At 60.2% G+C, this 22,629-nt stretch carries 21 protein-coding genes; 13 read left to right on the top strand and 8 right to left on the bottom strand.

Going from position 1 to position 22,629, the window contains the following annotated elements; translation table 11 throughout:
- Positions 1-7 precede the first annotated feature (7 nt).
- The 4 genes from CFA77_RS15320 to CFA77_RS15305 all read left to right on the top strand — a co-directional run bounded on the left by CFA77_RS15320 (position 8) and on the right by CFA77_RS15305 (position 4,719).
- The gene (locus CFA77_RS15320) at positions 8-1,498 is read left to right on the top strand and encodes an ATP-binding protein (protein ID WP_206991425.1); all 1,491 of its coding nucleotides are present in this window, start codon (positions 8-10) and stop codon (positions 1,496-1,498) included.
- Positions 1,495-3,234 (top strand): MFS transporter, encoded by a 1,740-nt coding sequence (locus CFA77_RS15315; protein WP_206991424.1) that lies wholly within the window; start codon positions 1,495-1,497, stop codon positions 3,232-3,234. Before CFA77_RS15320 ends, CFA77_RS15315 begins: the two co-directional genes overlap by 4 nt.
- A 26-nt stretch (positions 3,235-3,260) precedes the next feature.
- Positions 3,261-3,731 (top strand): DUF4440 domain-containing protein, encoded by a 471-nt coding sequence (locus CFA77_RS15310; RefSeq protein WP_206991423.1) that lies wholly within the window; start codon positions 3,261-3,263, stop codon positions 3,729-3,731.
- Between the two features lie 106 nt (positions 3,732-3,837).
- On the top strand, positions 3,838-4,719 hold the full coding sequence (locus CFA77_RS15305) for an ion transporter (RefSeq protein WP_206991422.1): 882 nt from the start codon (positions 3,838-3,840) through the stop codon (positions 4,717-4,719).
- Positions 4,720-4,779: 60 nt separating this feature from the next.
- Here CFA77_RS15305 and CFA77_RS15300 read toward each other — a convergent pair whose 3' ends face one another.
- On the bottom strand, positions 4,780-5,325 hold the full coding sequence (locus CFA77_RS15300) for a fasciclin domain-containing protein (protein ID WP_206991421.1): 546 nt from the start codon (positions 5,323-5,325) through the stop codon (positions 4,780-4,782).
- Between the two features lie 192 nt (positions 5,326-5,517).
- On the opposite strand from CFA77_RS15300, the gene CFA77_RS15295 reads away from it, so the two are divergent.
- The 5 genes from CFA77_RS15295 (at position 5,518) to CFA77_RS15275 (ending at position 9,599) form a co-directional block, all read left to right on the top strand.
- A complete protein-coding gene (locus CFA77_RS15295) occupies positions 5,518-6,228 on the top strand; it encodes a molecular chaperone DjiA (RefSeq protein ID WP_034815017.1) in 711 nt (236 codons plus the stop codon).
- A gap of 91 nt (positions 6,229-6,319) precedes the next feature.
- A complete protein-coding gene (locus CFA77_RS15290) occupies positions 6,320-6,598 on the top strand; it encodes a hypothetical protein (RefSeq protein ID WP_206991420.1) in 279 nt (92 codons plus the stop codon).
- A gap of 119 nt (positions 6,599-6,717) precedes the next feature.
- Positions 6,718-7,101 (top strand): BlaI/MecI/CopY family transcriptional regulator, encoded by a 384-nt coding sequence (locus CFA77_RS15285; RefSeq protein ID WP_206991419.1) that lies wholly within the window; start codon positions 6,718-6,720, stop codon positions 7,099-7,101.
- Positions 7,098-9,008 (top strand): peptidoglycan DD-metalloendopeptidase family protein, encoded by a 1,911-nt coding sequence (locus CFA77_RS15280; protein WP_206991418.1) that lies wholly within the window; start codon positions 7,098-7,100, stop codon positions 9,006-9,008. Before CFA77_RS15285 ends, CFA77_RS15280 begins: the two co-directional genes overlap by 4 nt.
- A gap of 87 nt (positions 9,009-9,095) precedes the next feature.
- A complete protein-coding gene (locus CFA77_RS15275) occupies positions 9,096-9,599 on the top strand; it encodes a hypothetical protein (RefSeq protein WP_206991417.1) in 504 nt (167 codons plus the stop codon).
- Positions 9,600-9,605: 6 nt separating this feature from the next.
- Here the strand turns inward: CFA77_RS15275 and CFA77_RS15270 are convergent, their stop codons facing one another.
- The 4 genes from CFA77_RS15270 to CFA77_RS15255 form a co-directional block, all read right to left on the bottom strand.
- Positions 9,606-10,541, bottom strand: coding sequence for a ribose-phosphate pyrophosphokinase (locus tag CFA77_RS15270; RefSeq protein ID WP_206991416.1), 936 nt, complete (start codon positions 10,539-10,541; stop codon positions 9,606-9,608).
- Positions 10,542-10,629: 88 nt separating this feature from the next.
- Positions 10,630-11,400, bottom strand: coding sequence for a peptidoglycan editing factor PgeF (gene pgeF, locus CFA77_RS15265; protein WP_206991415.1), 771 nt, complete (start codon positions 11,398-11,400; stop codon positions 10,630-10,632).
- Positions 11,401-11,456: 56 nt separating this feature from the next.
- Positions 11,457-12,743 carry an ammonium transporter gene (locus tag CFA77_RS15260; protein ID WP_206991414.1) on the bottom strand — a complete coding sequence of 429 codons (1,287 nt, stop codon included), beginning with the start codon at positions 12,741-12,743 and terminating at the stop codon, positions 11,457-11,459.
- A gap of 47 nt (positions 12,744-12,790) precedes the next feature.
- Positions 12,791-13,714, bottom strand: a complete 924-nt coding sequence (locus CFA77_RS15255; protein ID WP_206991413.1) for a peptidylprolyl isomerase — start codon at positions 13,712-13,714, stop codon at positions 12,791-12,793.
- Positions 13,715-13,777: 63 nt separating this feature from the next.
- Between CFA77_RS15255 and CFA77_RS15250 the strand changes: the two genes are divergently transcribed.
- A complete protein-coding gene (locus CFA77_RS15250) occupies positions 13,778-14,635 on the top strand; it encodes a 50S ribosomal protein L11 methyltransferase (protein WP_206991412.1) in 858 nt (285 codons plus the stop codon).
- Positions 14,636-14,646: 11 nt separating this feature from the next.
- Here the strand turns inward: CFA77_RS15250 and CFA77_RS15245 are convergent, their stop codons facing one another.
- The gene (locus CFA77_RS15245; RefSeq protein WP_206991411.1) at positions 14,647-14,829 is read right to left on the bottom strand and encodes a hypothetical protein; all 183 of its coding nucleotides are present in this window, start codon (positions 14,827-14,829) and stop codon (positions 14,647-14,649) included.
- A 170-nt stretch (positions 14,830-14,999) separates the two neighbouring features.
- Between CFA77_RS15245 and CFA77_RS15240 the strand changes: the two genes are divergently transcribed.
- The 3 genes from CFA77_RS15240 to ligA all read left to right on the top strand — a co-directional run bounded on the left by CFA77_RS15240 (position 15,000) and on the right by ligA (position 20,680).
- Positions 15,000-16,811, top strand: coding sequence for an aminopeptidase P family protein (locus CFA77_RS15240; RefSeq protein WP_206991410.1), 1,812 nt, complete (start codon positions 15,000-15,002; stop codon positions 16,809-16,811).
- Positions 16,812-16,889: 78 nt separating this feature from the next.
- Entirely contained in the window at positions 16,890-18,581 is a 1,692-nt protein-coding gene (gene recN, locus CFA77_RS15235) for a DNA repair protein RecN (protein WP_206991409.1), read from the top strand.
- Positions 18,578-20,680 (top strand): NAD-dependent DNA ligase LigA, encoded by a 2,103-nt coding sequence (gene ligA / locus CFA77_RS15230; protein WP_206991408.1) that lies wholly within the window; start codon positions 18,578-18,580, stop codon positions 20,678-20,680. The genes recN and ligA overlap by 4 nt, the downstream gene beginning before the upstream one ends.
- A gap of 12 nt (positions 20,681-20,692) precedes the next feature.
- Here the strand turns inward: ligA and CFA77_RS15225 are convergent, their stop codons facing one another.
- Both CFA77_RS15225 and lpxC read right to left on the bottom strand, forming a co-directional pair.
- Positions 20,693-21,532, bottom strand: coding sequence for an outer membrane protein assembly factor BamD (locus tag CFA77_RS15225; protein WP_034815037.1), 840 nt, complete (start codon positions 21,530-21,532; stop codon positions 20,693-20,695).
- 101 nt (positions 21,533-21,633) lie between these two features.
- Positions 21,634-22,557 carry a UDP-3-O-acyl-N-acetylglucosamine deacetylase gene (gene lpxC, locus CFA77_RS15220; protein WP_206991407.1) on the bottom strand — a complete coding sequence of 308 codons (924 nt, stop codon included), beginning with the start codon at positions 22,555-22,557 and terminating at the stop codon, positions 21,634-21,636.
- Between the last annotated feature and the right edge of the window lie 72 nt (positions 22,558-22,629).

Below are 22,629 nucleotides of genomic sequence, written 5' to 3'. Positions count from 1 at the left end.
CTGCCCGATGACAGACTCACAAAAGCCTCCCGCAAATCCCGCCAAGCCGGAAGACACCTTCCTGGCAACGGCGAGTCATGAAATTCGCACGCCCCTGAACGGTATTCTCGGCACAGTTTCCCTGTTGCTTGAGACCGAACTGGCCCCAGCGCAGCGCGAATATGCCGAGGCGATCAAGATGAGCGGCGGGCGCCTGCTCGATTTGCTTAATAATGTGCTGGATTATGCCCGGCTCGATGCGTCTGCAGTGGAACTGGAAGTCGAAAATTTTTGCCCGGTGCGGCTGGGCCGTGAAGTGATCGAACTGCTCAGCCCGCGTGCGCATGCGGCAGGGCTCGACCTTGCTGTTCGCGCGCAGCCTTTGCCGATGCCGACCTATTCCGGCGATGCAGGTCGTATACGACAGATCTTGTTTAACCTGGTGGGCAACGCCCTCAAGTTCACGCGCCAGGGTTCGGTCCTGCTGGATATCGCGGCTCGAACGGATGGGCTCGAATTCCGTGTCATCGACACCGGCCCCGGCATAGCTGAAGCGGATCGCGTGCAATTGTTCAGCGCGTTCAAACAATCGGCCACGCAGGATGCTTTCAATGATGGCGGAGTCGGGCTTGGCCTTGCCATCGTCAAGCGGCTGACGGAGCTGCTGGGTGGACGGGTAGACATTGATGGTGCTCCCGGCCTGGGCACCGCCTTCAAGATATTCCTGCCCCTGGCACGTGCAGACATGCCGTCCACGCATGACCTGCCGCAACTCGATATGACCGTTGGCCTCGTCGGTCTCCCGGCCGCCACCACGCTTGCAGCCGCGTCTGCGCTTTCCGGGTCCGAGGCCAGGCCTTTTCTGATCGACCCAGTCGCGGGGCGTGTGCCCGGTCACGTCGATATATTGTTGATTGGCGCTGATTTACGCGAAAAGCTCGTCAGAGAATTTGCCTGCCAGCGTCCAACCCTGGTGGTCCTGCGTCCCGAAGACCGTGGCGCGATCGAGCGGTTTCGGAGTCTGGGCTGCACAGGCTGGCTGGTAAGACCGCTGCGCGCATCCTCGATTGCAGAACGTGTCTATGTCGTCCAATCAGGTGAGCAGGCGATAGACGAGCCGGAGCAGAAGACAGGGGCAGGGCATGTGCTGATTGCCGATGACAATCCGGTAAATGCACTGATCGCACGACGCGCCTTGGAATCGGCCGGTTTTACCGTCACTGTAGCCTCCACCGGAAGCGAAGCTGTGGAGACTGCAACGCAAATGAACATCGCCCTCATCCTGATGGATTTGCGCATGCCAGTCATGGATGGCTTTGAAGCCATGCGCCGCATTCGCGACAACGGGTCGGACGTTCCGATGCTGGCTGTCTCTGCGGAAATGAATCCGAACATCGAGCGACAGGCGCGCGCGGCTGGCGCAAACGGCGTGGCTGCCAAGCCTCTGGATGCCGAGGCACTCCGTCGCCTTGCGCTGCACTGGACGAGCGCGCCGGTCCGGCACGAAGGCGCTGCATGAGCGACACCTCAGTGCCAACGCCTCCTGAAGTTCGCGAGCCATCGCGCGCTGTCCGCGCGCTGAAGGCCCTGAAGGATCGCCGCATGGCGGCTATGCTCATCCTGTCATTTGCTGCCAGCATACCATATGGCGCGGTGGTTGGTGTCTTGTCGGCCTGGCTCACTCAGGAAGGCGTCGACACAAACACGATCGGTGTGCTCGCGCTGGTCTCTCTGGGTTACTCGTTCAAATATCTCTGGGCGCCCATGTTTGGCCGCGCTCGAAACGTACCATTTCTGCGCATCGGGGGACGCCGATCCTGGCTGATCGTGTGCCAATCCGTGATCGCTTTGCTGCTGATCATCCTGGCCTTTAGCAATCCACCGGAAAATATTGGCCTCGTGGCGCTGATCTGTTTCGTGATCACGCTCATTGGACCGACCCATGATCTGATCCTTGATGCCTGGCGGATCGAAGTGGCGCGCTCTGAAGAGGACAAGGACCTCATGTCCGCCCTCTACCAGTTCGGCTACAAGTCCGGCGGTTTCATCTCCGGCTTTCTCGCCTTGCTGGTGGCCGCACGTGTCGGATGGACTGTATCCTATGTGATGATGTCGGTGTTCATTGCGTTGACCGTGCTGGGCAGTTTGCTCGCGCCGGAACCGGAATCTTCTTCCCGCCCTGATACGAGCCGTATGAGTTTCCTGCCGTCGCTGCGCAGAAAAGTTACTCTTCCGGCCGTGATCGTCGTCGCACTCAGCTGGCTCATCGGCTTCACGATGATCGGCACTTTCGTCGTGCGCAAACTGGCCTTGGGCGCAGACATATCCTCGCGGGTGTTCGTTTCCGAACAGGGGCCCGTCATTGTCTTGCTGACCGTGGTCCTGCCAGCCGTCGTTGCCGCCTTGCTGGTGTTCACACAAAAGGCTGTTGCAACAGAGGCGCCCTTGCTGGTGGTGGGACAGAGTCGCGGCGACAAGCTGTTGGCCACCCTGTTTCGGGCGATCTTCGACCCATTGATGGAGCTCATTTCCCGGCTCGGTTGGTGGACCATTCTCGTGCTCGCACTGGCACTGACCTACCGGTTCACCGATGCGGTCTGGGGCTCGTTTGCCTATCCTTTCTATTTGCGCGCAGACCTTGATGCGTTGGGACATACGCTCGACGATGTAGCCATCGCCTCGAAATTCTTCGGTGTTGTGGCGACCATTCTCGGCTCGCTCATCGGCGCGACACTGATCGCGCTGCTCGGCCGGATGCCAGTCTTTTTTGTTGGTGGGATCGTCGCGGCGGCGACCAATTTGCTTTATGCGGACTTGGCGGCTGGCGCGGTGACGGTTGATGCTTTCCTGGCGTTCACCCATCTTGATGCACCATTGATCACCTTTGCGGATTGGGCCGCAAAACTCCAGCCTGAGGAAGTGGCAATTGCCTCTGACCAGGGCCAGCGCATGGCGCGCCTGATGGTGACGATCTTTGCCGAGAACATTGCAGGCGGCTTCGCGCTCGTCGCAATGACGGCCTATCTGACATCAGTGGTCAATCCGCGTTTTGCCGCCGTTCAGTATGCGTTGCTGGCCTCGCTCACAATGCTGATCGGCACGCTGGGCCGACCTTGGCTGGGCGAGATGATTGAACAGAACGGGTTCTATGACGTGTTCATCATTACCTTCTGGCTTGGGGGTGTTGCGGTCGTACTCAGTGCCATAGAGTGGGGCCGTCAAACCTATCTCAAGCGGTCGGTATCGGCCGGGTAAATCTCATTAATACTGGAGGAAGTCTCATGCGTTCAGCCCTGATTGCGTTCGTCATGCCCCTTGCCATATCGGCCTGCGGGACTGTTTCGGCCCAACCGGCTGGGGTGAGCGTCGCGTTGGAAGTTCAGGAGGAGGCAGCCATCACGGCGATGCTTGAGGCGCAAGACGCAGCCTGGAATCGCGGTGATATACCCGCCTTCATGGACGGATATTGGAAGTCTCCCGACTTGCGCTTTGCGTCTGGCGGCAACATTGCGCGCGGGTGGGACGCAACGCTTCAACGCTATGAAACACGCTACGATACGCCTGAAAAAATGGGCACGCTGGTGACGTCCGACTATGAGATTGAAATTCTGTCGCCCGATGCCGCCATCGCACATGGCCATTGGATGCTCGAAGTCGAAGGCGACAATCCGTCCGGACTGTACACGCTTGTCCTGCGCAAGATTGATGGCGGTTGGGTGATCATTTCCGACACAACCACGTCAGCGGACTAACGGGTTGCGATGACGCCGACATAAGCCATTCCAAGCCTTGGCAGTCGGCCCAGTTACGGGCAAAACGCCGTGTGGCCTCACGACCGAAGGGGAGCCGGCACAGACCATGAAACGCGCAACACTCGATTTTGAAACCCATAATTCTGCGCTGGAGCGCGTGATCGAGCGGCCGTGGTTCCGGCATCTGGTGATCGCCTTGATCATCGTGAACGCCGTGATTCTTGGCGTGCTGACCTATCGCGAGACACTGCCTGCGGGCCTTGTCGCGTCGCTCGACGCAGTTGACCAGACGATCACATATGTCTTTGCGGTCGAGATCCTGCTGAAACTGGTAGTCTATCGGTTGCAATTCTTCCGGCGGGGTTGGAACTGGTTTGACTTCATCGTCATTGGCGTTTCGCTGATACCAGGAACTCAGGCATTCGGCGTATTGCGTGCGCTCCGGGTCCTGCGGATTCTCCGATTGCTGCATATCGTTCCAATGATGCGCCGGATTACCGAGGCGCTGATGAAGGCCCTGCCGGGCATGGGCGCCATTTTCGCAGTACTGGCGCTGATCACATATGTTGCCGCCGTAATGGCGACCAACATGTACGGCAATACCGAGAATGAAGAGGTCACCGAACTGTTCGGGGATCTGCCGCGTTCGGCCTATTCACTTTTCCAGGTCATGACGATGGATGGCTGGCGGTTCGAAGTTGTCCAGAAAGTGATTGATGATGGCAATCCCTATGCCTGGATGTTCTTCCTGATCTTCATCTTCATCGCCAGCTTCGCCATTCTCAACTTGTTCATCGCCCTGATTGTGGATTCGCTCGCGGCCGAACAACAGGCGATCATCGAGGAGGGACTCGACGAAATCGAAGGAGAATTGGAAGGTGAACTCATGACCGCCGAGAAGGAGCGCGCCGCCGTCCTTTCGGCAATACAGGAGATGCGATCAGAGATCGCCGCCTTGAGAGCCTCGGTTGAGGCGCAGTCAAAGTAGAGAAGGCCCGCCCCCGATATGTGGGCAGGCCTTCAGCATCGCTTCGATTTGCAGATCACCTTAGCCTTTGGGCAGAAGGACCTGGTCGATCACATGGATGACACCGTTGGAGGCCATGACATCGGCTTTCACGACGGTGACGCCATTCACCGTTACGCCGTCGGTGCCATTGATTGCTACGTCGCCATTCAACGTGCTTGCGGTCAGAGTCTTTCCGGCGAGCTGGTCAGAGGTCACCTTGCTGCCAGCGATCACGTGCAGTTTGAGAATGTCGGCAAGTTGGTGCTTGTTCTCCGGCATCAACAGGGTTTCGACCGTACCCTCGGGAAGGGCGGCGAAGGCAGCATCCGTTGGCGCAAACACGGTAAGCGGGCCTTCGCCCTTCAGGGCATCGACCAGACCAGCTGAAGTCGCGGCAGCCAGCAGCGTGTTGAACTGGCCAGCTTCGGCGGCGGTGTCGACGATATCCATCTTGGACCATTCGCCTTTGACGAGCTCGGCCTCGACATGGCTAGCCATGCGATCCTTGGAATACTGACAGGTTTCTGCGAGGGCCGGGGCGGCCAGGAAGGCGAAAGCAGCGGTGAGCGTGAGAAGACGTTTCATGATTAGGGGTGTCCCAATTCAGAAATTTTCCGATGGAACCATATCCATCGATGCCACCCTTTACGGGTCGTCCGTCCCGGAGGATCAGAATCTAAAAAAGAATTCATCTTTGGAAGTGTGAGCAGGACTTCACGCAACTGTCAGCATGCCGCGCTCCCAAAACTGCCAAAATAGGGTATAGAATTTCCCGAGATGTCTTTGTGGACCCGAGTGCTTGAGGGCGGACGGCGCCTGTTCGATCCTGACAACTCTGACGGCATGCTTGCCGACGGGGCTGATTTTGCGTGCGCGCCAGATCCGAATGATGTCGGGTTTACTGCGGCGGTCGTGGGGCTCGGTGCAAAACTTGCCGTAGCTGACGGCACCGTATCGGATCAGGAAATCATGGTGTTTTCGCGCGTCTTCCGCGCCGCGCCTGAAGATGCCGACAGTGTTCGCCGTGTCTTCAATATCGCCCGCCAGACTGTGCGCGGCTATGAAGGCTACGCTCGCAAGATCGGCCGGAAATACCGAGACCGCCCATGCTTGCTGGAAGGCGTGCTGGACGGCCTGTTCCAAATCGCGGGTGCGGATGGCGTCGTGACGGCGGATGAGATGGACTATTTGCGCACCGTATCCGATGCCTTCGGCTTTGATGAGCTGACATTCCGCCGGATCAAGGCCAGCCATTTGGGCCCGGATAGCGACGACCCATACCACATTCTCGGCGTCTCCCATGATGCAGAGTTTTCCGATATTCGTGCCGCCTATCGTCAGTTGATGTCTGATCACCATCCGGACCGTGTGGTGCAAATGGGCGCACCACGCGAATTCGAGGATGCCGCGCATGCCAAGGCGGCATCGATTACAGCCGCCTATGCGCAAATTCGGACCGAACGCGGTCTGCTGATCCGGTCGGATTGAGGCATTTCCGCGAATTCACATAGTATCGGCATGCCATTCCATTGACGGAACGCAGCACTGGCGCCATGTTTGCACTGTAAACGAGAGATTCATGACCCAAGCAGCTTCCAGTTCCGGCCGTTTCAATATTGCAGACGCATTTTCGAGTGCGATCAGCCTTGTGGCGCGGCTATGTATTGGGCTCTTGCTGGTGCTGTTTGCCGGATTGCTAGCCGTGATGACCGCTATCGCAGGCGTCTTGCTGGCTTCGGCGGCCTTGTTCATGCGGTATGCTGGCCGGAAGGGCATCCGCCCGCAAGCGCGCGACACGGCTGAAGAGCCGCTCATTCTTGACGCCCGCCGCACGCCGCGCGGCTGGACTGTCGAATAACAACTCCGAATTATCTGGAATTTTGAAACGGATGGGGAGCCTGAAGCCCCCAAAAGCGCTCGCTTGACACTGGAGCGCTACAACTGTAGCGTACACGTGACTTTGATAGCGAGATTTGCATGTCCCAGCCCAATCCTTCCGAACTCAGCGTGTTGAAACATCTCTGGTCACATGGCCGGCAAAGCGCACGTGAGGTGCATGATGCCATCGGTCCGGGGCAGGGGTGGAAGCCGTCGACGACCCGCACCGTCATTGCCAGGATGGAAGAGAAGGGCTGGGTCAGCCGTCAGGACATGCATGGCATCGCAGTGTATGCCGCCGCTATAGACCGGACCGCCACATTGGGCGGATTGGTCCGTCATCTCGCCCGCCAGGTTCTGGATATGGACGGGCCGTTGCCGGCGGCCTTGTTTGCGGAAAGTCCACACCTCTCCGATGCCGAACTTGACGAACTCGACGCCATCATCAACGCGGCGGCGGCCGATACGGAGGGCAAGGCATGAGCTTGTTCGGACTGATCGCACTCGCCTTTGGTTGGAGCGCGGCGCTCTGGCTGCTCGCCACCGCGCTTTGCACGCTCAAACCCTCACCCAGGATGGCTCAGGCCATATGGCGCGGCGCTGTAGCTTTGATGTTCGCACCATTCCTGGCATCTGCTTTCATGCCGGGCCTGACGCAAGTTGCCGCACAGGCCTTGCCGGACTTGCCGGTCATGGATGCGCTGACGGTCCAGTCTGATGCCGTCTTTGTTGAAGAATCTACCACAGAATTCCGTATACCGCCGGTTGCGACACTGGTGCTGTGGGCGCTTGTTGCCGGGTGGTTCGTGCGCGCGGTCTGTTGGGCTGTGGGGCAGGCCAGACTTCAGCGCTTGAAGCAGACATCCCGTCCGGTCATCCGCCCGGTTCGCCACTGGGCCGACGCGATTGGATTGCGGCGCGTGCCGGATGTGCGGGTTATCCCCCGGGGTGCGCCCTTCCTTGCCGGTATCGTGCGCCCGGTCGTCTTCATACCGGCAGCGCTCATCTCGAAACAACACACACCACAAATCATCGTGCACGAACTGGTTCACCTGAAGCGGGGTGACCTGCTGACCCGCCCATTTGACCGTATGGTCGCAGACATATTCTGGTTCTCTCCTTTTGCCTGGGCCATGCGCGAGCGCCTTGATTATTGGCGCGAGGCGATCGTCGATGAAGAGACCGCCGAGCTGACGGGTGACCGGATCGCCTATGCTCGCGCCTTGACCCAGGTGGCGCGTCATGCCCGGCCTGCGCTCATCCTGCCGGTTGCAGCATTCACGCTCAAGAAAGAAGGAACCCTCAAAATGCGCTTGACCCAACTCCTGAGTGAGACCCACCACCGGCCGAAACGTCTTGGCTTGGCAGTCGCGGCAGCGCTGGCGCTCGCGACCCCGCTCGCCTTGGCGCAGGGATCACTGATCCGGGGCGCCGCCGCGCTGCCGACCGACGCGGTTACATACAGTCATGCCGTGCTGGACAAGGCGAAGCTGACCAGCGCCTTTGGCGTGCGTAAACACCCTGTCTCAGGCGAATTGAAACAACATCAGGGCGTCGACTTGGCAGAGGAAGAAGGCAAGCCGATCTATGCGCCGACTTCAGCAATCGTGACCCGCGCAGAAATGACAAATGGATACGGGAATCTCGTCGAAATCGCTGCGGGTGAGACTGTGCTCCGCTTCGGGCAGTTGAAAGATATCAAAGTGTCACTGGGGGAATCCGTCTCCGCAGGTACTGTGATCGGCTCGCTGGGCCAGTCCGGCCAAGCCACCGGGCCACACCTGCACCTTGAAGTCTGGCGCGCAGGCCAGGCGGTCGATCCGATGGCAGAGCCCGGGCTCATCCTGGCGGACTCCCTGTTCATCACGGCAAATTCCGGCGCGAAGGTTCCACAGCCCCCCGCGGCTCCTGTGCCGGATGCCGCGCCCAAGCCTGCCTCCATCCCGGCTGCACCGCTGGCACCAATCAAGCGCGATGTGGCTTTTGAGGAGATCCGAGGTGAAGTTGGCGGTTGCGAGGTCATCGCAAACTGGGCCAACACGCGCGAAAAGTCTGCCGTCTGGTTGGCAAGGCTGGATGCATCCAAGGCCGAGAACAAGCTTGCTGGCCTGTCGCTAAACGCAAACTGGACGCCTGAGGCTGTGAATTATCCAAGGCCATCCTATCCTGCCGACGCGGCCAAGAAACGACTCAGCGGTGGCTGCATGGTCCTGTTCGATCTTGGCACTGATGGCGTTCCGCAGAACATGCTCGCAGAATGCACCGATCCGGTCTTCGAATCTTCGGCGGCAGCACTGAAGGGCGCGACGTTCAAACCGCTTACCAATAAGGCAGGCAAGCCTGTCGACGTCAAAGGCATCACATATCCGATGGAATTCTGTATCGCCTAGCGCGGACTGGATGACGATGCTTGGAACTTTCTGATCCGCCGACGCGTCTAATAGCAGGCGCGTCGGCTGTCAGGAGGATTCTCGATCATGGCAAACCCCAAACCGGTCGGGAAATCCACTCCAATCATTGGGGGTGTACTGACATTTGCCCTGTTTGGCATCCACCGTCTGTTCGTCGGTCAGATATATTCCCGATCCGAGGCGGTGAGCCTTGTGGAGGCGCTGTCGGATTCGTCCCTCTATTTCGGATCGGCTATCGCCAGCGCGTCGGCCACGATCCTTGCCCTTATGCTCACCATGCTCGGGATGATGCACAACAGCAGTGCCGACATCGGCATCTGGTTGTTCAAGCGCGTGCGCATGATTGCCTGGTTCGCCACGATCAGCCTGTGCAGCGCTGTGGCGCTTTTGACATTCTCATCCATTCCAATCGGGGAATTCGAAGATATCCCGACGAACTGGTATGTGATGTCGTATTACGCCATTGCCACGCTGATGGCTGTGCTGGCGGGTTTGCTGGTGACGAGCATCCTGTTGATCCTCGGCGCGGTCCGGTATTTGGTGAATCGGCTGGCGCCTGAAGTCGACTAGTGAGTCCTAGCGATCGAACAGTTTCGAAACGCTTTCCTCGTTCGCGATACGGCGAATGGCTTCGCCCAATAGCGGGGAAATGGGCAGGATGCGGATAGATTCCGATTTGATCGCATCTTCGGACGGCTGAATCGAGTCGGTCATCACCAATTCGTCCAGCACCGATTTCTCGATCCTCTGAACGGCATTGTTTGAAAGCACGCCATGCGTGACATAGGCAGAAACCGATTTGGCACCATGCTCTTTCAGGGCGGCGGCGGCGTTTGCCAGCGTGCCCCCGGAATCACACATATCGTCCAGCATGATGCAGCGCTTGCCGGACACATCGCCGATAATGTTCATGACTTCTGACTTGCCAGCTTCGGGGCGGCGTTTGTCGACGATGGCAAGGTCGGCCTCCAGTCGTTTGGCCAGCGAGCGGGCGCGCACCACGCCGCCAACATCCGGAGAGACCACCATGAGATCCTTGTTCCCGTAGCGCTCCTTGATGTCATCGACCATGACGGGGCTGCCGAACAGGTTGTCTGTTGGAATATCGAAGAAGCCCTGGATCTGGCCGGCATGCAGATCGACGGTCAATACGCGGTCGGCGCCCGCGCTGCAGATCAGGTTTGCGACCAGCTTGGCGGAGATGGGCGTACGACCATCCGTTTTACGATCCTGCCGGGCATAGCCGAAATAGGGGATGACGGCGGTGATGCGACGGGCCGAGGCGCGCTTCAGCGCGTCCATGCAGATCAGCAATTGCATCAGATTGTCATTGGCGGGGTAGGACGTGGACTGGATCACGAAGACATCTTCGCCGCGGACATTCTCGTCGATGCGGACAAATATTTCCTGATCCGAGAAGGTCTTCACCTCAGACCGCGTCAGGCGCGTGTCAAGATAATCGGCGATGGCTTCCGCCAATGGCCGGTTTGCGTTGCAGGAAAGCAGTTTCATGATGGAGCGCCCGTGCTGCCCAATTGGTGTCGCTTTTGTAACATAGGGCGGCGAGTCGCAACCGGACTCTTACGACTTTTTCAGAAAATTACAGCGCAAGCATGATGACTGAGGCATTTCGGCCATAGTCTGGCTCGCCCCGCTGATTGCGCCGCCGGTTGGAAAAATAGGAGTCTTTCAGCGCGCATGTGTCCAGCCCGGTGTCGTGAACGCTGTGGATGCCGAGCCCATCCAGCCTTTGTCGACAATAGCCCGGCAGGTCGAACTGAAACCGGTCTCCCTTGCCAGGCAAGAACAAGGCCGCGTTATGGGGGGAGGCGTCCAGGAAAGTGTTTCGGAATTCGGGGCCGACTTCATAACTTGCCTGCTGGATCGTGGGACCAATGGCTGCGCGAATCCGGCCAGCTTCGGCGCCAAGTTCAATCATCGCCGCAACAGTGGTGTCGAGCACACCTCCGATGGCGCCTTTCCAGCCCGCATGCGCCGCACCAATCACGCCCGCTTCGGCATCGGCAAACAGAACCGGCGTGCAGTCGGCCGTCAGGATGCACAGGGCGATTCCCGGAATTTTCGTCGCCATCGCATCGGCCTCCGGGCGCACGCTCCACGGTTCGGTGACATGTGCCACATCGGCTGAATGAATCTGGTAGCAGGAGAGCAGCGCGCGCGCGGACATGGCGGTGCGGATTCGCTCGCGATTGGTCGCGACGGCGCCGGGCACATCCCCTGAGCCTTCCCCGGCATTCAAACTGGTATAGAGACCACCCGAAACACCGCCCTTTCGGCCAAAGAATCCATGGCGGATCTCCGGCAGGCCTGAAAGATTATCACTCGTTTCAAAGGGGGGCGTATCGGTCATTGCCCTAGCCGTGGTTTGCTGCGGCGCGCCTGTCAAGCGCGCCGCCGCGATACCATTCAGAAGTGATAGGCGGACTCACCATGAGTTGCTGAGTCGAGGCCATTCTCCTCATCCTCGGTAGAAACCCGCAAAGGAATGAACAGCTTGATGACGAACAGGATCGCTCCGGTCATGATGGCCGAATAAACGGCGACGACTGCTACACCGAGCAGTTGCACACCAAACTGCGCACCGGTGGACATCTCCAGTCCCGGCGCCAGCGGACCTGCGGCTGCGAGGAATGGGATCAACAAACTGCCGAGAATACCGCCAACGCCATGCACGGCGAACACGTCGAGGCTGTCATCGATCTTCAGACGTTGCCGGATCAGGCCAACGGCTGCGTAGCAGACGCCTGCGGCCAGGATGCCGATAATGATGGCACCGACCGGGCCGACGGATCCCGCCGCCGGGGTGATCGTCGCGAGGCCTGCGACCATGCCGGTTGCGATGCCGACGAGTGTGGGTTTGCGAAAGCTGACCCATTCGATCAGCATCCAGACAAGTGATGCTGTGGCGGCCGAGATGTGTGTGACCAACATGGCCTGCGCCGCGCCATCATTGGCACCGAGGGCCGAGCCAGCATTGAAGCCGAACCAACCGACCCAGAGCATGGCCGCGCCAAGCATCACGAATCCCGGACTGTGGGGCGGACGCATATCCTTCGGAAAATGGCTACGACGTCCCAGCATCAGTGCGAAGACGAGTGCGGAGATGCCGGCTGTCGTGTGCACCACGATACCCCCTGCGAAATCGATCACGCCTTGCTGGGCCAGCCAGCCTCCACCCCAGACCCAATGGGCAACAGGCGCGTAGCAGAGCACGAGCCAGAGCGCGGAAAAGATCAGCACAGCCGCAAAATTCACGCGCTCCACGAACGCGCCGACAATCAGCGCCGGGGTGATGATGGCAAAGGTCATCTGGAACATGAAGAACAAGGGTTCGGGAATGGTCTGCCCGTCGAGTGGCGCGCCGGTGACGTTTGCAAGCATGCTCTTCGCGAACCCGCCGAGATAGCCCGTCGCGCCCGGACCGAAAGCGATGGAATATCCACACACCAGCCAGACCAGACTGACCAGGCAAGCAATGGCAAAGCACTGCATGAAAATGGAAAGCAAATTCTTCGCTTGAACGAGGCCGCCATAGAACAGGGCAAGTCCCGGCAGGGTCATGAACAGGACCAGCGCCGTGGCGGTCAGGATCCAGGCTGTGTCTCCGGTATCGGCATGGGCGGGCAGGGCAAGTGCCCCGATGGCGGCCACAACTAAGCCTGCGCGTGCAGCGCCTTTTATTGATTTCAGCATTTCACTCCCCGTTTTTTCGTCATTTCTGACGAAGCTCGAACGGTTCGTCAATCAACGAGCACCTGTCTCGCAGGGACAGGGAGTGTGCAGATATCCACGCGCTTTGGAGGTGTAACCACAAAGGCATCATAGATGCTGTAATCGCGTTTGGAGGTCTTCAGGTCTTCCCATTCTGCGCCGGGCGTTGCCATGACTTCCCAGCGTGGGCGCAAACTTTCGGGCATGTCAGCTGCGAGCCCGACAGACAGGATCTCATTGGCGGAGAGGGCCTGCGCGCGCGCCGCAAATGCTTTTTCGGATGTGTCCGGATTCTGGAAGGATTCTATCTTGTCCTCCTGCACAGGCTCCACGCGTTCCAGTCGGTTGATATGGGCCATGCCCGAAATGACCCGGCCAAATATCGTATAGTTCCGATCAAGATACCGGCGCTGACCGATGGGAACAAAGAATTCGGTCGAGCCGGTCTCCGGCGGGGAATTGCGCGCCATGCCAAGGGCGCCGGGACAATGCAGTAACCATTCCTGTCCGCTCTCTCGGCCAACTGCGAAGCCATTCCGGTGGCCCACCTGACCGGCGAACAGGTCCTCATTGCCCAGGGGCACGAAGCCGTCTGCGTCCACGGCCCGCTCGGCTTCCAGCGGTAGCTCGGCCCAATCTTCCAGAAGGTGTTCGAATTCGAGTCCTGCCTGCGCCACATGGCCATCGATCACGCGATAGAAATATTCGCCATTATAGAGATTGCTCCGGATCGCCTCACGAAACTGTGCCACATGTTTGGGGGCTGCCTCAGGGGCGAGTTCGATCATGACATCCCCTGTCACCGTTTTCACGACCACAAGATTTTCAGGGGCCACCTCACGCCATGGCGCCACAGGGGCCGGAGCGTCTACCATCTCGGAGGCGGGGGCAGTGCTCGGATCGGGCGCTGTTTCGCAAGCGCCCAATAAGGAGATGCCGATGGCAACTGCCATGAGAGATATCCGCACCATCTTTGTGTCCTTCCCAAGAAATCATCCGCCTGCTAAGCGCCGCTCATGTATCAGATAAGTGCAAAAGGCGCGCGGGCGCCAGTTGAAACGGCGTGGGACGCGCTGGCCTGGGCCGATCCGTCGCCAGCGGGCGCGGTTGATGCCAAGGAGGACAGCCGGACCAGTTGGCGGCTCGATGCGTTCGCGGAAACGCTCGAAGACGCCGAAGCCTGCGTTGTCATTATCGAAGAAGCCGCGCCGGATCTTGTCGCGCGGATCGAACAGGTGATCGAGCAAGACTGGGTGACGCTGTCACTCGAAGGCTTGCCACCGGTCAAGGCCGGACCGTTCGTTGTGGCGGGCAGCCACGCCCTCGCGCGCCAGTCACCGGGAAAGATTTCCGTGCTGATCGAGGCCGGCCCTGCGTTTGGAACGGGCCATCACGGCACGACGCTAGGCTGCTTGCTGGCGCTGGATGATGTGCGCCGCCGCCGGTCCATCGGCAAGGTGCTTGACCTTGGCACGGGCTCCGGCGTTCTCGCGATTGCTGCCCTGAAGGCGGGGGCATCCTCGGCGATCGGTACGGATATCGATCTCGATAGCGTGCGTGTGGCGAATGAGAATGCCCGCAAGAATCATGTCAACGGCTTCACCGCCTTGCATGTCACCGGTGCGAACACGCCGCGCATTCGTCAGGGCGGGCCGTATGACACCGTGTTTGCGAACATCCTGATGCGGCCCCTGATCGGGCTCGCACCGGATATTGCGTCTCTCACGGCGCCGGGCGGCACAATTATCCTGTCAGGACTGTTGCACCACCAAGCGCCGCCAGTCCGGAACGCCTTTACGTCCCGCGGGCTCGACTTCCAGACACGTATTCGCGAAGACGGGTGGTCGACGCTGGTGTTCCGGAAGCCGGGTTAAGCCCTGCAGGATCAGTAAGCGGCGCGGCGCGCCCAGCGCGCAGAACGGCGTGCCAGGATTTGCGGACGCTGGCTTTCGGCGCTCTGCAGCGCGTTCACGAAGGCTGGCTCAGCCATCTCGTTGACCATCAGCGAACGGCCCTGGCCGTTGAGGATTGCCATTTCTGGCGCAGTAATTGTGTTTTGACGTCTCATAGTGCGTCCCTCTTTTTGTATTGTGCGGCGCACAATTTTTTGTGTGGGCGCTATGTAGCGTAAAAACATAAACAAAAAAGCATAGAAAAGCGGAAATTTGCATGTATAAATGCATAGCTACGATGCGGCTTTCTATGGTCAAAACCACGCTTTCGCACTAAGTAGGGGACATGAGACAGACATTTGATATCAAGGGCGGTCCGCAGGACGGCCGGGCGCATCTGCCCCTCGTTCGCGAACAGCTTTCCACGCAGGGCCTCGACGGCCTTTATGTTCCGCATGATGATGAATACCAGAACGAATACCTGCCTGACGCCAATGAGCGCCTGGCTTGGGTGAGTGGGTTTACCGGTTCGTTCGGTTCTGCATTCGTCTTCACAGACCGCGCGGTGATCTTCGCCGATGGCCGCTACACGCTACAGGTCGCTGACCAGACCGACCCGGATCTCTGGGAAGTTCAGGCTGTGCCGGAGCCCGGCCCGTTCGGCTGGCTCAAATCGCAGGACATGACCGGCAAGCGCATCGGCTATGACCCGAAACTGATGAGCCCGAACGATGTCGCGGCCATGGGCACGGCCGCCAAGGCGGCTGGCGCTGAACTGGTCAGCGTCGCGAACAATCCTATCGACCTCGCCTGGGCCGACCGGCCAGACCAGCCCGCCGCGCTCGTCGTGCCGCATGAGGTAAAATTTGCAGGCGTCGCGCATGACGAAAAGCGTGTGCAGATTGGCCACGATCTCAAAGCCGAAAAGCTCGACGCGGCTGTGATCACGTCGCCGGCGTCCATCGCCTGGGCTTTCAACATTCGCGGCGGTGATGTCAGCTGCACGCCGCTGCCGCTCGGCCGCGCCATTCTGTTCGCAGACGGGTCAGCTGACCTCTTCCTTGATGAAGTGAAAGTGTCCGACGCGCTCCGACAGCATCTCGGCAACAGTGTCACGTTGCGCCCGTTGGCCGATCTCGAAAAGGGCCTTTCAGACCTGAAAGGCAAGACGGTCAGCGTTGATCCGGATGTGGCCTCAGCCTGGTTCTTTGACCAGCTCGAACAGGCTGGTGCAACGCCTGTACGCCAACGCGACCCGGTCGCTCTGCCCAAGGCTTGCAAGAATGACGCGGAACTCGCAGGCTCGGCCGCCGCCCATCTTCGTGATGGCGTGGCCCTGACGCGCTTCCTGCACTGGCTTAATACGGACGCGCAGAGCGGCGAGATCACCGAGATCGACGCCGCCATCAAGCTGGAGGAATTCCGCGAAAACCTTGGCGGCCTGAACGATTTGTCTTTCCCGACAATTTCCGGTGCCGGCCCGAATGGCGCGCTGCCGCATTACCGCGTTTCGACAGCCTCGAACCGAAAGCTGGAACGTGGCAGCCTCTATCTTGTCGACAGTGGCGGCCAGTATCTGGACGGCACGACAGACGTGACGCGTACGGTTCCCATCGGTGATCCGAGCGCGGACATGCGGCGTCACTACACGCTGGTCCTGAAGGGGCATATCTCGCTGGCTATGGTGCGCTTTCCGAAAGGCACGACCGGAACCCATCTCGACATTCTCGCGCGCCATGCGCTCTGGCAGGCCGGGCTCGACTACCAGCACGGCACCGGCCATGGGGTCGGCGTCTATCTCGGCGTCCATGAAGGCCCGCAGCGCATTGCCAAGGCGTGGAATTCCGTGCCGCTGGAAACCGGCATGATCGTCTCGAATGAGCCGGGCTATTACCGCGCCGGACAGTACGGCATCCGGATCGAGAACCTTCAATATGTCACGCCACCGGCGGCCATCGAAGGTGGCGAACTCGACATGTATGGCTTTGAATGCCTGACCTTTGCGCCCCTCGCGCGGGACCTGATCGATCTGGCTCATCTGACCAAGGATGAGCGGGACTGGGTCGATGCCTATCACGCGCAAGTCTACGAATTGCTGGCCGACCGTCTGGACGGGCCGGTAAAGGACTGGTTGCGCGCGGCCTGCATGCCGCTTTAGGCAGCCTATGAAAATCGGGCTTGTTCCTGTTTTGTTCTAGTGATAAATCATGGGCAGTAGACTCTTTGGAGACTGGCCATGATCCTTTCATTGTCGATACGTGATTTCGTCCTGATTGACCGCCTGGACATCGAACCGGGCGCCGGGTTTACGGCGCTGACCGGGGAAACCGGGGCGGGCAAGTCCATCATTCTCGATGCCCTGTCGCTTGCGATGGGGCACGGGTCCGACCGTGGGATGATCCGGGCGGGGCAGGACCAGTCGAGTGTGGCGGTTGAGTTTTCGCCCCCAGTCAGCCATCCAGTCTGGTCTGCACTGGCCGAAGCAGGCATTGACGCTTCGCCGGACGAGACCCTGATCATGAAACGCGTGATCCGCCGCAACGGCCCCGCGCGTGCCTTTCTCAATGACCTGCCGGTCAGCGCGGCGCTCCTGTCGGAGATCGGGGACCTCTTGGTCGAGATTCACGGCCAGCACGCGGCCTCCACCCTGCTGAAGCCATCATCTCACCGCCGTTTGCTCGACCAGTTTGCAGGCAATGAAAAGCTTTTGGACATGTGCGCGGCCACTCATGCTGCGATGGCGGAGGCCAGCGCCCGGCGTCAGGAACTTGAAGACGCGCATGCCGAAGCCATCGAACATCGCGAATGGCTGGCCGAGGCTGTGGCCGAGCTCTCCAGCTTGAATCCGCAGGAAGGCGAAGCCGCCATCCTGACAGAGCGTCGGACCCTGTTGATGCAGTCGGAACGCGTCACCGAGGCCGTGCGTGAAGCCGAAAATGTGTTGGAAAAGTCCGGCGTGGAAGATGCCTTGTCCAAGGCGGCGCGTGCCACCGAACGGATTTGCCGCTTGCCGGGATTTGAATCCTCTCAGGACACGCTGCCGGTTGCCGCACGTGCCGCCGCCGAAGCAGTCGAGCGGGCCTTGATTGAAGCGCGCGAAGCAGCAGGCGCGATCAGCCAGCTCGAACGGCTTGTCGATCATGATTCTGCTGAACTGGACGGCGCCGAGGCGCGGCTGTTCGCCTTGCGGGCAGCGGGCCGGAAGCATGGCTGCGATCCCGATCTCCTGCCAGACATGCTCACTTCATTGAGTGATCGGCTCGACCTGGTTGAAGCGGGCGAAGACGCGCTGATTGCTGCCCGCAAGGCTGAAGCATCTGCCCGGGCCGACTGGCATCAGGCGGCGGGCAAACTGAGCGCCGCCCGGCAGGCGGCCGCGTCGCAATTGGAAAAAGCCATCGCGCGCGAGCTGAAGCCGCTGAAACTCGGCCGCTCGGTGATCCGGGTTGCGATCACGCCGCTGGCAGAGGGGGAGGGCGGCCCGAACGGAATCGACTGGGTCGAATTTGATGCCGAGACCAATCCGGGCGCGGGCTTTGGCCCGCTTCGAAAGATTGCGTCCGGCGGCGAACTTGCCCGCGTCTCGCTCGCCCTGAAATGCGCCCTCGCCGAAGCAGGCTCTGCGCTGACGCTGATCTTTGACGAGGCGGATCAGGGCGTCGGCGGTGCGGTGGCGGCGGCCATTGGCGAACGCCTGATCTCGCTGGGTCAGACCCGGCAGGTCTTCGCCATCACGCACAGCCCGCAAGTGGCCGCGTCCGCTTCAGCCCAGTGGCTTGTGGAGAAGGAGCAGGATGGGGCTGGCGGCTCACGCATACGCGGGCTAGATGACAGCAGCAGGCAGGAAGAAATTGCCCGAATGCTGTCAGGCGCCGAAGTTACCGCTGAGGCCCGCGCAGCCGCCGGGAGGTTGTTGGAGGGTGCATGAGCGAGGCAACACCGGTCGAGAATCTGACGCCGGACGAGGCGGCCGCTGAACTCGCGCGCCTTGCGGCCCTCATCGCCGAAGCCGATGCGGCCTATTATCAGGAAGACGCGCCGGTCCTGACCGACGCCGAATATGATGCGGCTCGCCAACGCAACCTCGCCATCGAAGCCCGCTTCCCAGAGCTGAAACGTGAAGACAGCCCGTCCGACCGTGTGGGCGCGGTCGCGCAAGACGGCTTTGCCAAGGCAACCCATGCCGCGCCCATGCTGTCGCTGGACAATGCGTTTTCAGACGAAGACGTCACCGAGTTTGCCGGGCGCATCCGGCGCTTCCTCGGACTGGACGAGTCCGAGACACTGGAACTCACCGCCGAGCCGAAAATTGACGGTCTGTCGCTCAGCCTGACCTATGAAAAGGGCAAATTGAAACGTGCTGCAACACGCGGAAACGGGCTGGTCGGCGAAGACGTCACCGCGAACGCGCTGACACTGAATGACATCCCGACGAAATTGGCTGGCAAGGATTGGCCCGATTTCATCGAGATCCGCGGCGAAGTCTATATGAGCCATGCCGACTTTGCGGCTCTCAATGCGCGCGAAGACCAGGCGGGCCGCAAGACTTTTGCCAATCCGCGCAACGCAGCCGCCGGCAGCCTGCGCCAACTTGATACCGAGATCACCAAATCCCGGCCGCTGAATTTCTTTGCCTATGCCTGGGCGGCTGAAAGTGCGCCCTTCGCGGAAACGCAAAGTGAAGCGGTCGCCAAGTTTGCAGAATGGGGATTTCATACCAATCCCCTGATGGCCACCGCTGCAACCGTGGGCGACCTGATCGCAACCTACCGCAACATCGAGCAGCAGCGTGCCACGCTCGGCTACGATATCGACGGTGTGGTCTACAAGGTGAACCGGCTGGACTGGCAACAGCGCCTAGGCTTTGTCAGCCGCGCGCCGCGCTGGGCCATCGCTCATAAATTCCCGGCCGAGAAAGCCACCACGACGCTGGAAGAGATTGACATCCAGGTCGGCCGCACTGGCTCCCTCACGCCGGTTGCGCGCCTCACGCCCGTTACGGTTGGCGGCGTTGTGGTCTCGAATGCGACGCTCCACAATGAGGATGAAATCGCCCGGCTTGGTGTGAAACCGGGTGACTCGGTCGAGATCCAGCGGGCAGGGGACGTCATTCCGCAAGTCCTGCGCGTGGTGCAGGATGGCGGCGGCAAGGTCTGGCATATGCCGGACACGTGCCCGGTCTGTGGATCGGCCGCTGTGCGCGAGATCGACGACAAGGGCGAGGCCGATGTGCGCCGTCGCTGCACGGGCGGGCTCGTCTGTCCGGCGCAGGCAGTCGAGCGACTGAAGCATTTCGTCTCCCGCAAGGCGCTCGACATTGATGGCATCGGCGCGAAACAGGTCCAGCTCTTTCAGGAGAAGGGCGTGGTGAAAGCACCGCAGGACATTTTCCGATTGGCCGCGCGCATTGAGGCGGAAGGCCTGCCGCCACTTGAAGAATGGGAAGGCTTCGGAAAAGCCTCAGCGAAGAAATTGTTTGACGCGATCGATGCGCGCCGGACTGTGCCATTCGCGCGCTTTCTCAACGGGCTCGGCATCCGCCATGTCGGCCAGACCACGTCCCAGCTCTATGCCCGGCATTTTCTGAATTGGGCGCCTTTCTGGGAAACGGTCGTGCGCGCAGCCGAAGGCGGACAGGAATCCGAATCCTTTGCAGAACTCACTGGCATTGATGGCGTCGGCAAGGCGGCGGCGGGCGCGCTCGTCGATTTCGAGGCGGAGCCCCACAATCGCGACATGCTGAGCGCGTTGCTTGAAGAAATCAGCGTCGAAGCCGAAGAAGCTGCCTCATCGGACAGCCCTGTCGCCGGCAAGACGATTGTCTTCACGGGCACACTGGAGCGGGTGACGCGCGACGAAGCCAAGGCGCGAGCCAATGCGCTGGGTGCAAAAGTGTCGGGGTCTGTTTCGGCGAAGACGGACATCCTCGTCGCCGGTCCGGGCGCGGGCTCAAAGCTGAAAAAAGCCGAAAGCCTCGGCGTTCAGACGCTGACGGAAGACGAATGGTTTGAACTGATCGGCGGTTGATCCGCCGGGCGGTTATTTGCCGCCGGGAATAATCCGCTGCAACAGGGTGCGGCGGGTCTCGGCGTCCAGCGCTTCAGGGTCCAGCCCTTCATTGGTCAGCAAGCGATAGCTCATCTTGTACCAATCGCTATTGGGATAATTGTAGCCAAGCGTCGATCCGACCGCGAGCGCCTGATCCCGCAGGCCAAGCGTCAGATAGGCTTCGACCAGACGGTGCAATGCCTCGGGGGCGTGAGAGGTCGTGTCATAGGTCTTCACGACCGTGCGGAAGCGATTGACCGCAGACAGGGTCTGATTGTTGCGCAAATACCAGCGGCCAACCGTCATTTCCTTGCCAGCCAGCTGGTCGCGAACCATGTCGAGCTTCACGCTGGCATCACGGGCATACTGGCTGTCTGGGAATCGGCGGACCACGTCCACCAAGGCATCACGCGCGCGTTCCGTTGTTGCCTGATCTCGACCGACATCCGTGATCTGGTCGAAGTAGCTCGCCGCAATCAGGTAATACGCATACTCGGCCTCGGAGCCGCCAGGATGAAGCGCAAGATAGCGCTGGGCGCCACTGATCGCTTCGTCATAATTGCGGGATTGATAATGGGCGAAAGCCGTCATGACCATCGAGCGGCGGGCCCATTCAGAATAAGGGTGCTGGCGCTCGACTTCGTTGAACAGCAGGACCGCCTGATCAAAGTCGCGTTTGTCGAGTTCGCTAGCCGCCTGATTGTAGAGCGCCTCCACGGGGCGTTCGACATAGGCCAGTTCTTGACGGCGCTTGTCGCGCGACTGGCACGCCGTCAGCGTGAGGGCTGCAGTGGCAATGAGGAGGATCGGGAACTTGGAGGACAGTCGCATGGCAGGGCAGGCGCTTTCTGCTGTGATGATCTGGCTACCTGCTTAGCGCGAACCAGCGGGGTTTTCCAAGCAGGTTTCTCAGGGATCGGCGGGGCAACGCCTCAGACGGCGGCCGACCGGCGCGTGTCTATGCGGGTTGCGTCTGCCGTATCGGTTTCCCAGCACCAGGCTGAAGGCGTATCGAGCAGCTTGCGGACCAACAGATTGTTGATCGAGTGACCGGGTTGAACCGCTTCATAAATCCCGGCAATCGGTGCACCCGCCAGCATCATGTCGCCAACGGCATCAAGCATCTTGTGACGCACGAATTCGTCCTCTGAGCGCAAGCCCTCAGGATTCATGACTTCACCATTGTCCACAACGACCGCATTTTCCAGCGACCCGCCCCGGGCAAGGCCCATCGAGCGCAGCATATCCACATCGCGCGCAAAACCGTAGGTGCGGGCAAAGGCCAGGTCGCGGGCAAACATGCCTGGCGCGAGTTTAAGCGCCATCTCCTGCACGCCGATCAACGAGTCGTCATATTCAATGCGCGCATTGAGCGTCAGAAACTTGTCGTCGGAAGGCGACAGGCGTGCCCGCTTCGGGCCGTCTTCAATCTCGATCGCTTCCAGGATGCGAATGCGGCGTCGCGGCGCGGACTGGCGTTGCAGGCCAGCCTGCATCAACAGTTCGCAATAAACTGCCGAGGAGCCGTCCATGATCGGCACTTCCGGCCCGTCGATTTCGATGAGGAGATTGTCGATGCCCATGCCCGCGAGTGCGGCCATCAAATGCTCGACCACTGCCACAGAGACGCCATCATCATTGGTCAGCGTGGTGCCGAGTTGGGTGTCGGAGACGTATTCGGCATCGGCCTGAATGGCGGTATCGCCGCTTTTCACGTCGGTCCGGCGGAAAACGACACCTGTGCCAGCAGGGGCAGGCTTCAGGACGAGCTTCGCCTTCTTGCCGCTATGCACACCGACACCTGCACATACTGCAGGCCGCGCGATCGTTTGTTGAAATTCTACACTACCGGACAACACACCAACCTCCAGTTTCGGAGCTTAGTTTGGGGTGTATGTCTCCAGGATACAAAACACGGGTTGTTTCGG

The organism is Hyphomonas sp. KY3, from assembly GCF_017309975.1.
Lineage (GTDB): Bacteria > Pseudomonadota > Alphaproteobacteria > Caulobacterales > Hyphomonadaceae > Hyphomonas.
The sequence above is the reverse complement of the archived record's forward strand: the minus strand, read 5'-3'. Positions and strand labels throughout refer to the sequence as shown.

Bases quoted from the DNA above. Each gene is read 5' to 3' on its own strand.
- CFA77_RS15320 (WP_206991425.1), top strand. From the start codon at position 8: ATGACAGACTCACAAAAGCCTCCCGCAAATCCCGCCAAGCCGGAAGAC.
- CFA77_RS15315 (WP_206991424.1), top strand. From the start codon at position 1,495: ATGAGCGACACCTCAGTGCCAACGCCTCCTGAAGTTCGCGAGCCATCG.
- CFA77_RS15310 (WP_206991423.1), top strand. From the start codon at position 3,261: ATGCGTTCAGCCCTGATTGCGTTCGTCATGCCCCTTGCCATATCGGCC.
- CFA77_RS15305 (WP_206991422.1), top strand. From the start codon at position 3,838: ATGAAACGCGCAACACTCGATTTTGAAACCCATAATTCTGCGCTGGAG.
- CFA77_RS15300 (WP_206991421.1), bottom strand. From the start codon at position 5,325: ATGAAACGTCTTCTCACGCTCACCGCTGCTTTCGCCTTCCTGGCCGCC.
- CFA77_RS15295 (WP_034815017.1), top strand. From the start codon at position 5,518: ATGTCTTTGTGGACCCGAGTGCTTGAGGGCGGACGGCGCCTGTTCGAT.
- CFA77_RS15290 (WP_206991420.1), top strand. From the start codon at position 6,320: ATGACCCAAGCAGCTTCCAGTTCCGGCCGTTTCAATATTGCAGACGCA.
- CFA77_RS15285 (WP_206991419.1), top strand. From the start codon at position 6,718: ATGTCCCAGCCCAATCCTTCCGAACTCAGCGTGTTGAAACATCTCTGG.
- CFA77_RS15280 (WP_206991418.1), top strand. From the start codon at position 7,098: ATGAGCTTGTTCGGACTGATCGCACTCGCCTTTGGTTGGAGCGCGGCG.
- CFA77_RS15275 (WP_206991417.1), top strand. From the start codon at position 9,096: ATGGCAAACCCCAAACCGGTCGGGAAATCCACTCCAATCATTGGGGGT.
- CFA77_RS15270 (WP_206991416.1), bottom strand. From the start codon at position 10,541: ATGAAACTGCTTTCCTGCAACGCAAACCGGCCATTGGCGGAAGCCATC.
- pgeF (WP_206991415.1), bottom strand. From the start codon at position 11,400: ATGACCGATACGCCCCCCTTTGAAACGAGTGATAATCTTTCAGGCCTG.
- CFA77_RS15260 (WP_206991414.1), bottom strand. From the start codon at position 12,743: ATGCTGAAATCAATAAAAGGCGCTGCACGCGCAGGCTTAGTTGTGGCC.
- CFA77_RS15255 (WP_206991413.1), bottom strand. From the start codon at position 13,714: ATGGCAGTTGCCATCGGCATCTCCTTATTGGGCGCTTGCGAAACAGCG.
- CFA77_RS15250 (WP_206991412.1), top strand. From the start codon at position 13,778: ATGTATCAGATAAGTGCAAAAGGCGCGCGGGCGCCAGTTGAAACGGCG.
- CFA77_RS15245 (WP_206991411.1), bottom strand. From the start codon at position 14,829: ATGAGACGTCAAAACACAATTACTGCGCCAGAAATGGCAATCCTCAAC.
- CFA77_RS15240 (WP_206991410.1), top strand. From the start codon at position 15,000: ATGAGACAGACATTTGATATCAAGGGCGGTCCGCAGGACGGCCGGGCG.
- recN (WP_206991409.1), top strand. From the start codon at position 16,890: ATGATCCTTTCATTGTCGATACGTGATTTCGTCCTGATTGACCGCCTG.
- ligA (WP_206991408.1), top strand. From the start codon at position 18,578: ATGAGCGAGGCAACACCGGTCGAGAATCTGACGCCGGACGAGGCGGCC.
- CFA77_RS15225 (WP_034815037.1), bottom strand. From the start codon at position 21,532: ATGCGACTGTCCTCCAAGTTCCCGATCCTCCTCATTGCCACTGCAGCC.